We start from the raw sequence: 13,135 nt of genomic DNA, 5'->3' as shown, positions 1-13,135 counted from the left end.
GTCGCTTAATGGTTATGACTTGTATTAATTCAGCTTTTATTTTGCTTCCAGCAGGTAAAAACCACCTTCAGTGACAATCGTTTCCCCTTGTTTAAGCCCAGATGTAATCATCATTTCTCCCTGATCAACCGCCGCTGTTTCGACTTTCCGGCGTACAAATTTCCCCGGGGCAGTCTGCAGGAACACGAAACTGTTGTCGTTCATCTGGAAAACAGACTTAACAGGCACCCCAGCTGTATTTTGGGGGCTATCCTTGAAACTAACCATCACGTACATCCCGGGTTTGAGGGCATAATCCTTATTTTCACATTCGATCAGGACCTTGACGCTTCTGGTCTCTTCGTCGATCAGATCTTCGACGCGATAGACCTTTCCCTTTATTTTCCGTCCCGGATAGGCCGCTACTGCAATCGTCGTTTCGTCGCCCTGATGTATAAACCGGATGTCCTTTTCCTTCACCTGTCCGGCGATCCAGACTTTGTTCAGTTCTGCGATTTTTGCATGAGGGGGTTCGTCGCTTTTCAGGTAATGGCCGGTCACCAGGTCGTTTTGAATGACCTCCCCTTTGATGGGAGAGCGGATGATCAACGGTTGTCCCAGAACCAGTTTATCCGGGTCAGTCTGGTAGATCCTGAGGGCAGCCCTCACATTTTCATACTCTTTTAAAATCAGCTCATAAGAGGTCTCCGCCTCTTCCAGGTCTTTAACTGAACCCACCTCATTTTTTTTGAGGTCCCGCTGACGTTTTAAATTCAACAACGCCCTCTTTAATTCGGACTTTGCGGCGAAATAGTTCTTCTGGGTTTCTATAAATTCGGCGGATACCATTTCGAAAAGCGGAGTTCCGGGTTCGACCTTCATTCCCAGCTTCAGAAACACTTTGACCACCCTTCCGGAGAATGGTGCTGCGATGTCTGCGAAGAAGTTTGGAATTGCCTTTACCGTTCCGGCACTACTGAGTGTCATGCGGTAGGCAGTTTCTGCAACCGTATCCAGTTTTAGTTTATGCTGCAGGTTTGAGTTGACTGAGATGATCACGGTATCACCAGCGAGCTGATAATTTGCAGCTTGTTCCTTCTCTTTTTTTTTGGCACAGGAAGCCATCAGCAGTACGAAACTGCCGGTCAGTAAAATCTGTTTCATTCGTGTTGTTTTTTGGAGGTTTGAAAGAGAGAATTTCCAGCGCAAAATCTCACAATCCGATGTTTACAAGGACTAAACTCTCTATTTTTACAATTTTTAACTATTTTTTATTCAAATACTTACAACCATTGACTAAACTTTTTAATGAACAATGATTTCACATATTGAGTCAGTAAACAATAGCCAGTCAGGATGCCAATGAGCCATGGAAAATAGGCAGCCGGCAAGGCTTGCAGCTTCAATATTCCGGCAAAAGGACTAAAAGGAATTGCGATTCCAACCAGCATAATCAAGGTCGTTAATGCGACTACCGGAGTCGTTGCCCAGCTTTGAATAAAAGGAATTTTCCGGGTCCGGATCATGTGTACAATCAGCGTTTGCGACAACAGTCCTTCTACAAACCAGCCGGTCTGGAACAGCGTCTGGTGTTCCGGGGCATTGGCTTTAAAAACAAAGAACAACACTGCAAATGTGGCATAATCGAAGATGGAGCTGATCGGCCCTATGTACATCATAAACCGGCTGATCCCGGCTGCATCCCACTTTTGAGGTTTTTCCAGGAAGTCCTCATCCATTCTGTCCCAGGGAATAGAAATCTGTGAGATGTCGTACAAGAGGTTCTGAATCAACAGGTGGATGGGCAACATGGGCAAAAAGGGAAGAAATGCACTGGCCCCCAGCATGCTGAACATGTTTCCAAAATTACTGCTGGCAGTCATTTTGATATATTTGATGATGTTTCCAAAAGTCCTGCGTCCATAGACCACTCCTTTCCGGAGTACCATCAGGTCCTTTTCCAGCAAAATGATATCGGCACTTTCCTTGGCTATATCTACAGCCGTATCTACTGAAATACCCACATCTGCATCTCTTAGCGCCGCCGCATCATTGATGCCATCGCCCATAAAACCAACGGTATGACCTTTCGCCTGCAGCAATTTTACAATTCTTGATTTTTGAATCGGACTGAGCTTGGCAAAAATACTGGTCTCCGCAAGCTGAGCAGAAAGCTCCTCATCACTTAGTTGCTCGATTTCATTGCCCAATAAGACCTGCTGAAAAGGAATTCCGACATCCCTGCAGATTTTCCTCGTCACGATATCATTGTCGCCGGTCAGGACTTTTACACTGACGCCCAGTTTCTGCAATCCTTCAATTGCAGGTTTAGCAGAGGGCTTTGCCGGGTCAAGGAAGCCGATAAACCCCGTTAGGATCATCTTCTGCTCATCCCCTACCGTGTAGTTCGCCGGGCGTTCTTCATGTTCCTTTATGGCTACCAACAGCACCCTCAGTCCATCTGCATTGAGTTTACGGGAAATGCGGAGCACCGTATTCCTCATCGTTTCATCCATCGGTACAATGCCATCTTTTTCGATGTGAAGCCGGCGGTCTTCTCCCGGATCGAAAGCATGTGAACAGAGGTCCAGCATTTCTTCTACTGCTCCTTTGCAGATCAACAGCTGTTTCCCGTTTTTCTGTTCCAGGATCACGCTCATGCGTCTCCGCTGAAAGTCAAACGGAATCTCATCTACCTTCACGTAATCTTCTTCCACCTTCAGGTAGTCATGCAGCTCTACATGCTCCAGAACCGCCAGATCAAGCAGATTTTTCAATCCGGTCTGATGGAAACTATTGAAATAGGCCCATTTCAGCACTTCATCATCTTCTTCACCAAACACATTCAAATGCCTTTCCAGAATGATCCTATCCATCGTCAGCGTTCCTGTTTTATCCGTACAGAGCACATCCATAGCGCCAATATTCTGAATGGCATTCAACCGTTTCACAATCACTTTACGTTTGCTCATGTTCTTTGCCCCTTTGGCCAGATTTGCTGTTACAATCATAGGCAGCATTTCGGGCGTAAGACCTACTGCAACGGCAATTCCGAACAATAAAGCCTCAAACCAATCCCCCTTGGTCAATCCGTTCAGGAGGAAAATAAGCGGCACCATCACCAGCATAAAGCGAATCAGCAGCCAGCTCACTTTGTTGACTCCTTTATCGAAGCTTGTTTCTGCACGTTTTCCAGTGATCGCCTTTCCGATAGAACCGAAATAGGTCAGATTGCCGGTCGTCACGACAATGGCCGTTGCCGTTCCACTCAACACATTGGTTCCCATAAAGCAGATGTTATCCAATTCCAAAGGAGATTTATGATCGGCATCCGGGATGAGTTCTCCGTTCTTTTCCAGAGGAAGAGATTCTCCGGTCAGCATCGCCTGACTTACAAACAGGTCTTTTGACTGGATAATGCGGATATCTGCCGGAATCATATCTCCTGCACTTAAAAAGATCACATCTCCCGGAACGATATTTTTGATATCGATCTCCTTTCTGCCGCCTATTTTACGGAGCACGTTAACGGTCGTTTTCACCATACTTTTCAATTGTTCTGCCGCACGATTGCTACTGTATTCCTGCCAGAAGCGCAGCAAAGAACTTAGCACTACCATCAGACCTACTACGATCACCGTTTTATAATCCCGCTCAGGCGTTTTAACCAGCCATACATCCATGATATAGGAAATGACAGCTAAGATCATCAACACCGCAATAAAAGGGTTTAGAAAGGCTTGAAATAACTGAACATACCAGGATGGTGCTTTTTCGTGCTGAATTTCATTTAATCCAAACATCTTTCTCTTTTCTGCAATTTGGGATGGGCCCAATCCTTCTTTATTACTACTCAGCATGGCATAAAAGAAGTCCTGGTCTCCCCTTGCGGCGTTTCTCAATTTGGTTACTGCTACGTCGTCGAAGCCTGAGACCGCTTTCTGATGGTTCGTTTTTAGTGTTTTCATAACTCTGATTGTTGTCCTGTTAATTCCCAGCTTACCCGCATTACCTCGCTCTCGATCGTCAGCCTGCTCACCATTTTCTCCATCAGCTCGTCCTGATTGCCCGCCGCAATGATCTCCGCAGTGATGATCGCATTTGCAGGATCTCCATTATCGCTGCTGGTCAATGCCCGCAGCATTAACTTATCATGGTTACCCAGGTGTTGCAGCAAGAGGACACGGATGTGATTTTCTACGGTTTCTTTACACTTGATGGAGATCAGGTATTCCGTATCTGAAGATTCGCTTTTATGAAAAATGGAGATTTTACCCAATTTCAGCCCCAATGGGCGTAACATCAGGTGTGCCATCACAATAAAGATCGCGCCGATGGCTGCTTCCGAAATAAAGCCCATTCCACACAGTGCGCCGATTGCAGCGGAACACCAGAGTGTGGCTGCAGTATTGAGTCCGCGCACACTCGTTCCATCTTTCATGATGACGCCTGCGCCGAGAAATCCGATGCCACTAACGATATAAGAGGCAACTCTGCCACTGGCGTCCCCACCGATTTTTACGGCGAGCGTAATGAAGATTGCGGCACCCAGGGATACCAGCGTGTTGGTGCGTAAACCTGCAATACGCTGACGCCATTGGCGTTCTATGCCGATTCCTGCACCCAAAGTAAGCGCCAGCAACAGACGGGTTGTGAAGTCTAATGTAGTTAACATAGCTTTTGTTGTTGTCCCAACTCAGGGACAGCAACAAAGCACTATTCTGAGGAGGGGAGGTGAAAAAATAATGGCTTATCACACGGAGGCTTATCCATAAGGTTTGTTTTTTTATTGTGATGCAAAAGTAAGGCAGGCGCTGCCGGATCGCCGTTAGGGGACCATTAGAATGGCATTAGAAAGTCATTAGAAAAGGCGGGAATTTCCCTAAACGTGGTTTAGGATGAGGATAAAAGTAGTTCCTTCATTCTCTTTGGAAGTCAGCAGAATTTCTCCGTTATGGAGGCCGACAATCTTTTTAGTCAGGGCAAGGCCGATGCCATTCCCTTCTGCATATTCTTTATTATTCCCTCTGTAAAAGGGTTTAAAGATATTTTCAATGTCTTTTTCGGCAATACCGATTCCCTGATCCGAAAAGCGCAGGATCGTTTTTTCTTTATAATAGGAAATGGAGACCACTGATTCCTGGTTTTCAGAAAACTTGCAATTGTTCTCCATCAGGTTGATAAAGGCAACCTTTAACAGGTGTTCATTCCCCTGGATCGAGATAAAATCATCGTCTTCTGCTTCCTGATCAAAGATGATGTTCACCTGGTATCCTGGCTGGTTGTGCATCACCTCCGTTCTTGCATCCAGCAGCACTTCATCCAGACGGATTTCCTTAAAGCTGATCTCTGCCTGATCATAGCTCGCATTGGCCAGATTCAGTAAACTGGTGCTTAAACGGGCAAGTTTACGGGCATCCGTTAGGGCCAGTTCAATTGCTTTTTTGTATTCTGCTGTGCTTCGTTCTTTATTCTGAGAGATTTCCAGTTCTGCAATTACGGTAGCCAATGGGGTTCTCAGCTCATGAGAGATATGGGAGACAAATTCTTTCTGGGCATCAAAGGAGTTCTCAATCCTGTCGAGCATCCGGTTAAAAGTAATGGCCAGCTCTCCGACTTCATCTTTGCTGTTCTCGACTTTAAGCCTCAGGTCAAGATTTTTAGCCGTAATTTCTTCCACCTCATCGACCATCTCCGCCACCGGCTTCAGGGCATGTTTTGCAAAAAGATAACCCGCAAAAACGGTCAGAACGATGCTTCCGAGCACAGATAAAATCAGGATAAAACGAAGGTTACCCAACTTTATCAATCCATATTCATCTTTTGCGGCAGCAGTGATGACATAGTCCGCTCCTTTATACCGATATAAAAAACCGACCGCCTGGAGTTGTCCCTGATTAAACTGAATTTCCCCCTTGCTGACAATCTCGGCAATCATCCCCCTGGTTTCTTTGATCTTGTCAATATTTACCGCATCATGGTACAACAGGTGAAAATCCGTATCATAAACTGCCACTTCTTCCTGGAATAAAGAGCCGGGCGAATTTTTATAGATCGTTTGTAAAACACCTGGTTCTACTTTAGCATCCAATAACAGATTGGTTTTAGTAACCGCCAGTTGCCTCAGGCGCTTATAGTACTCCTCCTCCCTGTTTTCTGCCGAAGAGAAATAGATAAAAAAGGCAAACCCGCAGATGATCACCGCAAAAAGCAGGGTAAATAAAAGGCTGAGTTTATAACGGATTTTCAAGGTTCTATATTTTTCAGGATCAGTTTTCTTTGAAAATAAAGCCCATTCCGATTTTGGTATGAATTAGTTTATGATCAAAGTTCTTATCGATTTTCTTTCTAAGATAGTTCATATAGACGTCTATGAAGTTCGTCCCGGTATCAAAATGGGTATCCCATACTTTTTCCGCGATTTCTGTTCGCGTCAGAATCCGCTCTTTATTCCGCAGCATATACTCCAGGAGCTTAAATTCTTTAGGCGTAAGGCTGATTTCCATTCCCATCCTGCTCACGACATTTGTTTGCAGGTTCATTTCCAGGTCTGCATATTTCAATAAGTTCGTTAGCGGGGCCTGCGATGTGCTTTGGGAACGATTCAACAAGGCTTTTATTCTTGCATGAAGCTCCCGGAAGTCAAAAGGTTTCACCAGATAGTCATCAGCGCCAGCATCAAAACCATCAATTTTATCATCTGTAGTACCGAGGGCAGTGAGCATGATGACCGGAATTTCGGGCCAGATCATTCTGATTTCTTTACACAGCTCAATCCCATTCATCTGTGGAAGCACAATATCCGTAATGATCAGGTCGTAACGGTTGGAAGTCATTAATTTCTTTCCCATCAATCCGTCGTAAGCCAGCGTAACCAGGTACCCCTGCTCCTCCAGCCCTCTTTTAATGAGTTCGGAAACACGAAGATCATCTTCCACTAATAACAGTTCCATATTGATAAATTAAAAGACTTGTTCCGGCAAATATCCAGAATTATTTCGGATTAATCCTTTGCGCACAGGATAGCTGTCATTTTGCAATAAAACAACAATTCCGGACCTTAATTTAAGCATCCGGAATTGATCTTGTTATTTACAAAAAGGACTTAGTAACTCATGGCCACAATTTTCTCTACATCCGAAGGAGAAAGTGTTTTATGCTCACCTAATCCCAACCACCCTCTTTCTGTGAAGCGTTTGGAGATTTTCTCTGCAGTTCCCTCATAATCATCTGTATACTCCCCAAGTGTTGTTTTAATCTCCATCGAATGGAAAAAATCTTCAGTTTTTGCAATGGCAACAGTTGCGATCTGCTCTACTGTACCTTCATGAATGCCCCATACGCGCTGACCATACTGCGCAAGTTTTTCTTTTTTTGCTTCGAAGTTATAACGGTAATGACTTGGCGCAATGATCGCCAGTGTCCTCGCGTGGTCGATACCAAACAAAGCAGTCAACTCATGCCCCATGGCATGTACAGCCCAGTCCGTAGGCACTCCTTTTTGAATCAAGCCATTCAGCGCCATCGTACAGCTCCACATAAAATTGGCCGCAGCTTCATAATCCGCAGGGTTTTCTATCACCTTCGGGCCTACTTCTATCAGCGTCTGCATAATACTTTCTGAAAAACGATCCTGCAAATGCGCTCCCGCTGGATAAGTCATATATTGTTCCAACACGTGGGTAAAAGCATCGGTTACACCATTCACCAGTTGGCGTTTCGGAATGGATTTCACCACTTCAGGATCAAGGATAGAGAACTCCGGGAATAAACCAGGTCCACCCATAGCCAGCTTTTCCTGGGTTTCTGCACGGGTAATTACCGCACCGGAATTCATTTCCGAACCTGTTGCTGGCAAAGTCAGTACCGAACCGAAAGGCAATCCGACTTCAGTTCTGATGCTCTTTGTTAAGATATCCCATGGATGTTCGCCCTGATATACGGCCGCAGCAGAAAGGAATTTCACCCCGTCGATTACAGATCCACCACCAACAGCCAGCATATAAGTAATCTTTTCCTCTTTAATCACTTTCAAGGCCTGCATCAATACTTCATATTCCGGATTCGCAGGGATTCCGGCAAACTCGACTACTTCAAAGGCTTTTAATGCATGGATCACCTGATCATAAACACCATTGGTTTTGATACTCCCACCACCATAAAGCATCATTACTTTAGCTCCGGTTGGAATCTCTCTGCCTATCTTTTCTATTTCACCTTTTCCAAAAATGATTTTGGTTGGGTTTTTAAATTCAAAATTTAACATTTCTATAGGATTTGTGATGAAGCAAAATTATCACCCATAGCTGGTAATCCCAAGGAGTTTGCCGCATTTATTACCCTTAGAATGTCATATTACTCCACCCGTTCCATGTTCATCTTTCTTGGGCCGGCGTTGATCTCGTGTTTCCAGAGCCTCCTGTCCTGCTCATCGATATAGTAGGTACTTAACGTATTATTGGAGATTTCATCAGATACCACCACTACCCATACCTTTCTTAGCCCTGATTTCTGAGTCTGAAAGTTTCCTTTTTTCACGTCCTTAACAAAGGCACTGATGATTCCTTTTTTACCTGAAGGATTATATTCAAAAATGGAGATCTCCTGTTGATACCCTTCCTTTAAGGGCAACCAACGGACAAGTGTAGGGTACAAATTGCTATCAAAATAAGTCACAGCTGTGACCTCATTGATATCATTTTTTGTCTTTTTAATTTTATCATTATAAAATCCGGTCACAACCTCGCCGAAACTAAGTGCCATATCACGTTGTGGATTAAAGGAAGAGTGATATAAAGGCTTCAGATCTTTGCGCAAGGCGACAGTCGTATCTGCCCATTGTCCTTTCATTTGTTTCATTTCTACGGCCGTCGTGACGGTCACTTTCTCTTTATCCAGGGCAATTTTGGTATTGACCGATCCGATTTCAAACTTCAAGGTATCTTTCAAGGCATACCATTTCATTTGAAATTGCTCATTTTTGAGCCATTTCTCTGTCCCATTCTTTTTTGAGGGGATTAGCTTATCCTGAGCATTTAAAGCAGAGACTGTTAAAAGCAATAAAAAGGTCGTTAATCGTTTCATCATCTGATAGTTTTGGTTCAGTTATAAGACCAAACTGCAGATCATTTGTTACATTTCCAGGCCATCATCCAATTAAAGCAGTAATGGTGTTTCTTTAATTGTATCCATCACAAAAATGCTTTTTGTCTGGGCGATTCCAGAGATTTCGCTCAGTTTATTTACAGAGAAATAGTGGAAGCTTCCCATGCTTTCCACCACAATTTTGAGCATAAAATCAAAATCTCCGGAAATGTTATAACACTCGGTCACTTCTTTAAAATCCAGGACTGCATCAATAAATTCCTGAGCAGCTCTTTTGTTGTGTTCTTTCAGAGAGATCTGCACAATAACGGTAATTCCTTTATTGATTTTCCGGTTGTCTAGCAAGGCTACATATTTTCTGATCACCCCTTCCCTTTCAAGCCGTTTGATGCGTTCGTGCGTTGGCGTTGGGCTCAGGTGTACTTTTGAGGCAATTTCACGGATGGTTAACTTCGAATTTTCCTGAAGCAGCCTGAGGATTTCATAGTCTTTATCGTCTAATACAATAGGTGCTTGTCCGACTTGTTCTGTTTGCAGTGCCATATCTAAGATCAAAAATTACGTTTGTTCTGTGAAAATAACAAATAATGATCATTTGTTCTAAATAATCGGAACTTATTTTTACTCTGTTTCCCTCCACTTACCTTTGTAAGAAAATTATACTATATGATTCAAAGAAAGAACCTCATCCTTGCCATCGCCTCTGTTGGTATATTTGTAGAAGCCCTTGACATTGCGATTGTCAATCTGGCGATTCCATCTATACAATCGGATTACGGCTTAAGCAGTGATAAGGTGCAGTGGTTACAGACGCTCTATGTTCTATTATATGGAGGTTTTCTAATCATTGGAGGGAAGCTTTCTGACCTTATTGGTAAAAAGAACATCTTTATCGCCGGCTCGGTTTTATTTATGCTGACTTCTTTAGGGGCAGGATTATCTCCATCTTTTGAGCTGCTTGCCTTTTTCCGGGCCGCTCAGGGAATCGGTGCTGCTTTAATCATGCCTTCTGCATTTTCTATCGTTACCCATACTTTTACCGAACCCCGTGAACGCGCAAAAGCCATCGGGATATTCAGCTCATTTGCGGCCATCGGATCAGGAAGCGGACTCGCGCTTGGTGGCATTATCACTACTTTTTGGGGATGGCATTGGATATTTTTCATCAACGTGCCCGTTTTAACGGCAATCATTATCCTCGCATGGTATTATTTATCAGCTGATCCGGCAAAGGAATCCAAATCCAAACCCGACCTTATTTCCGGTTTCTTACTGGTCCTTGTATTATTGATGCTGAGTTATGGTGTTCATGAACTAGGTGGGATCCGCGAACATTACGGTATGCTGATTGCGTTGACCATAGCAGTAATTGTTGGCACAAAGATTATCCTGCACCGCTTAAAAGTACAAAAAGAACCTTTAATAGATATGTCTCTTTTCCGCTCTAAAGCTACGGTTACCGGCATAGGCGTATTCCTTCTTCTGGGCGCTTACTTTACGGGATATATGTTCATCCTATCCTTACTGATACAAAAAGACATGCATTTTACCGCTGCCAGGGCCGGGGTAACACTCGTTCCTTTTAGTCTCTTATCTGCACTCTTTGCTAAATTTGCTTTACCATCAGTGATGAAAAGGTTAAATGTATGGCAAACAGGTGTTTTTGGGATGTCGCTAATGGTAGGTGGCGCAGGCTTCCTTCTTGGCTCCGTATTGATGAACCATAACCTGATTTTACTATTGTGCTCTGCAGCCTGCGTCTCGGGGCTTGGAATGACCATTTGTTATACCAGTCTATCAGTAATTTCGGTACAGGGAATTCCGGCAAAGCATTATGGTCTGGCTTCCAGTCTGGCCTCTACCTCTTATTTTCTGGGTGGAGGAATCGGCTTGTCCATCCTTTCCTTATTCATCATTGCCAAAGGACCTGGAAATTCAGTCAGCAATTCGGCGATCATTGTCCTTTGTATCTATGCCCTTGCGGCATTGATCTGGCTGGCTTCTTATACTAAAAAGCACGTTTCTGTTCAAAGTCCGTCCCTGGCCGGAGAATAAACTACTTGTTATTGAGCCAGTCTTCGGCAAAACTGATATCTGTAAAAAACTGTGTAACGACATTCCCTACGGCAATGTCTACACTTTTTTTGGCAGACAGCTGACTGAATACACTCGGCGAATAGATCCATGCAAAGTATTCAAGACCTGCTTTTTCAATCATGGGAAACCAAACTTCGCCCGCCCATTCGGAAGCCTCAGACCAGGTGCCCAAAACATTTCTGTTATCATTCAGGATCTTATTGCATTGATTTTCCCTCAACATCTCCAACAGCAGCATTCCACCCCGCTGCACGGATTCAAAACTCTGAAAGCCTGTCCAGTCTACATCCAGTCGACGGTATTGTTTATTGTAGGAAACGGTGATGCTCTCGTCCTTATAAAAAAGATGTTTTTCAATGATCGGTTGTAAGGATGAGGTGGTCGATAGCGGGAGTCTGAAATAAAAGGTAGAACCCTCTCCCAGTTTACTCTCCAGCCAAAAACTACCTTGATGGCCTTTCAATATCTCCGAAGAAATAAACAAGCCCAGACCAAGACCTTCAAACCTTAATGCAGAATTATCCACCCTATAATACCGTTCAAACAATCGTTGAAGGTCATTGCTGGCAATTCCAATTCCAAAATCCTGCACAGAAACAATGATATTATCCAATTGCACTTTACTATTGATCAGCACCTTCCCTCCTCGCGGAGAGTATTTAACGGCATTGGTTAAGAAATTATTCAGGACCTGTTCAATTCTAAAGCGGTCACCTGTATAAAGGACATTTTCTATTTTGGTTAATATCAATTCATGGTTTGAGGAGGTATACTGTACACTTTCCACACTTTCCTGCAGCATTTGCCCGAAGTCAAATTCTTTTATCGTATAGCTCATTTTACCTGCATTGATTTTGGTTACATCCAGCAGGTCGCTGATGAGTTTTTCCAGGCGGAAGATGTTACTGGCAGACTTTTCCACGAAACCATGTAATTTATCGATGTCGTTGGTTCGTTTCATGAGCTGGTTGAAAGCCTTAATCGTGGTTAACGGCGTTTTAAGCTCATGACTGGCAATAGACAGAAACTCATCTTTTTTTTGTTCATTACTTTTTTGATGGTCGATATTGGTATTCGTCCCCATCCATAACCTCAGCTTTCCCTCTTCCATCAGCGGGATGGCTTTCCCAAGGAACCATTTATATTGTCCGTCCCACATCAGCAGACGAAATTCTACCATATATTCCAACTGGGTCTGTAATGCTTTTTTCCAGGCATTCAAACAGCCGGGAAGATCTTCAGGATGCACAAAGCTTTCCCAGCCAAGTGCCTTAAGCTCCTCCGCATTTTTACCAAAATCAAAACAACAGATCTGGTTCACGTAATTGATCACGCCATCCGCAGTAGCAGTCCAAACCTGTTGAGGCATCGCATTTAAAAGAAAACCAAGGTGTTTCTCCGTTGCCCAGCGCTCTTTTTCGCGTTGTTCCAGTCCTTTTTTTGCCTGAACCAGGTCTGTGACATCAAAGCAATGCTGAACAATATATTGAATTTCTCCTTCCTCATTGAAGAAAGGTGTATGGGTGACATCCCAATACCGTTGCCTGTTATAGTTTTTATTTCCCTGATCGGGTAATTCCTGCCGTATTAGCGGCAACTGATGCGGTTTACCTGTGCTCAGTACTTCCTGAAGAGAGCCTGCAAAGCCCAACTCATAGGGAATTGCGGGATCAGGCGGAAAGATGTCAAACACGAACTGCCCGGTAATTCCGGCCCTGCTCAAGCCCCTTGCTTTTAAATAAGCATTACTGGCGGTCAGGATTATTAGTTGCTCTGAAAGAACAAGAAACATTCCTGGTACGGTTTCGTATGCGATTAAGCGTTCAACTGCGGGTAGATTTTTTTCTTCCATATCTTCTGGACTCAATGGTACAAGACTCATACCATTTATATCAAATTAGTACTCATTTCTTAATCATTAACTCCTGACTGAATTCTTTTCTACAATACTTTC

General features: G+C 43.8%; 10 protein-coding genes. 1 reads left to right on the top strand and 9 read right to left on the bottom strand.

Going from position 1 to position 13,135, the window contains the following annotated elements:
- Positions 1 to 36: 36 nt before the first annotated feature.
- The 8 genes from BLQ87_RS00820 to BLQ87_RS00785 all read right to left on the bottom strand — a co-directional run bounded on the left by BLQ87_RS00820 (position 37) and on the right by BLQ87_RS00785 (position 9,627).
- Entirely contained in the window at positions 37 to 1,143 is a 1,107-nt protein-coding gene (locus BLQ87_RS00820; RefSeq protein WP_074604039.1) for an efflux RND transporter periplasmic adaptor subunit, read from the bottom strand.
- A gap of 119 nt (positions 1,144 to 1,262) precedes the next feature.
- A complete protein-coding gene (gene mgtA, locus BLQ87_RS00815) occupies positions 1,263 to 3,947 on the bottom strand; it encodes a magnesium-translocating P-type ATPase (RefSeq protein WP_074604037.1) in 2,685 nt (894 codons plus the stop codon).
- On the bottom strand, positions 3,944 to 4,654 hold the full coding sequence (locus BLQ87_RS00810) for an MgtC/SapB family protein (protein ID WP_074604034.1): 711 nt from the start codon (positions 4,652 to 4,654) through the stop codon (positions 3,944 to 3,946). The genes mgtA and BLQ87_RS00810 overlap by 4 nt, the downstream gene beginning before the upstream one ends.
- Positions 4,655 to 4,861: 207 nt before the next feature.
- A complete protein-coding gene (locus BLQ87_RS00805; protein ID WP_074604032.1) occupies positions 4,862 to 6,229 on the bottom strand; it encodes a HAMP domain-containing sensor histidine kinase in 1,368 nt (455 codons plus the stop codon).
- A gap of 19 nt (positions 6,230 to 6,248) precedes the next feature.
- Positions 6,249 to 6,932 (bottom strand): response regulator transcription factor, encoded by a 684-nt coding sequence (locus BLQ87_RS00800; RefSeq protein WP_074604029.1) that lies wholly within the window; start codon positions 6,930 to 6,932, stop codon positions 6,249 to 6,251.
- Positions 6,933 to 7,084: 152 nt separating this feature from the next.
- On the bottom strand, positions 7,085 to 8,245 hold the full coding sequence (locus BLQ87_RS00795; protein ID WP_074604027.1) for an iron-containing alcohol dehydrogenase: 1,161 nt from the start codon (positions 8,243 to 8,245) through the stop codon (positions 7,085 to 7,087).
- 89 nt (positions 8,246 to 8,334) lie between these two features.
- Positions 8,335 to 9,066, bottom strand: a complete 732-nt coding sequence (locus tag BLQ87_RS00790) for a DUF3108 domain-containing protein (RefSeq protein WP_216857756.1) — start codon at positions 9,064 to 9,066, stop codon at positions 8,335 to 8,337.
- A 69-nt stretch (positions 9,067 to 9,135) separates the two neighbouring features.
- Entirely contained in the window at positions 9,136 to 9,627 is a 492-nt protein-coding gene (locus BLQ87_RS00785) for an Lrp/AsnC family transcriptional regulator (protein ID WP_074604023.1), read from the bottom strand.
- A 123-nt stretch (positions 9,628 to 9,750) separates the two neighbouring features.
- Here BLQ87_RS00785 and BLQ87_RS00780 point away from each other — a divergent pair, with 123 nt between their 5' ends.
- Positions 9,751 to 11,139: an MFS transporter gene (locus BLQ87_RS00780; RefSeq protein ID WP_074604022.1), complete on the top strand. Its 1,389-nt coding sequence runs from the start codon at positions 9,751 to 9,753 to the stop codon at positions 11,137 to 11,139.
- Position 11,140: 1 nt separating this feature from the next.
- On the opposite strand, the gene BLQ87_RS00775 is transcribed toward BLQ87_RS00780, so the two are convergent.
- On the bottom strand, positions 11,141 to 13,033 hold the full coding sequence (locus BLQ87_RS00775) for a PAS domain-containing sensor histidine kinase (protein ID WP_176832985.1): 1,893 nt from the start codon (positions 13,031 to 13,033) through the stop codon (positions 11,141 to 11,143).
- Positions 13,034 to 13,135: the final 102 nt, after the last annotated feature.

Source organism: Pedobacter steynii (assembly GCF_900103665.1).
Classification (GTDB): Bacteria; Bacteroidota; Bacteroidia; order Sphingobacteriales; family Sphingobacteriaceae; genus Pedobacter; species Pedobacter steynii.
This window is presented reverse-complemented; position numbering and strand designations above follow the sequence as displayed.

Coding starts and splice junctions, on each gene's coding strand:
- BLQ87_RS00790 (WP_216857756.1), bottom strand. CDS start 9,066: ATGATGAAACGATTAACGACCTTTTTATTGCTTTTAACAGTCTCTGCT.
- mgtA (WP_074604037.1), bottom strand. CDS start 3,947: ATGAAAACACTAAAAACGAACCATCAGAAAGCGGTCTCAGGCTTCGAC.
- BLQ87_RS00775 (WP_176832985.1), bottom strand. CDS start 13,033: ATGGAAGAAAAAAATCTACCCGCAGTTGAACGCTTAATCGCATACGAA.
- BLQ87_RS00810 (WP_074604034.1), bottom strand. CDS start 4,654: ATGTTAACTACATTAGACTTCACAACCCGTCTGTTGCTGGCGCTTACT.
- BLQ87_RS00800 (WP_074604029.1), bottom strand. CDS start 6,932: ATGGAACTGTTATTAGTGGAAGATGATCTTCGTGTTTCCGAACTCATT.
- BLQ87_RS00780 (WP_074604022.1), top strand. CDS start 9,751: ATGATTCAAAGAAAGAACCTCATCCTTGCCATCGCCTCTGTTGGTATA.
- BLQ87_RS00795 (WP_074604027.1), bottom strand. CDS start 8,245: ATGTTAAATTTTGAATTTAAAAACCCAACCAAAATCATTTTTGGAAAA.
- BLQ87_RS00820 (WP_074604039.1), bottom strand. CDS start 1,143: ATGAAACAGATTTTACTGACCGGCAGTTTCGTACTGCTGATGGCTTCC.
- BLQ87_RS00785 (WP_074604023.1), bottom strand. CDS start 9,627: ATGGCACTGCAAACAGAACAAGTCGGACAAGCACCTATTGTATTAGAC.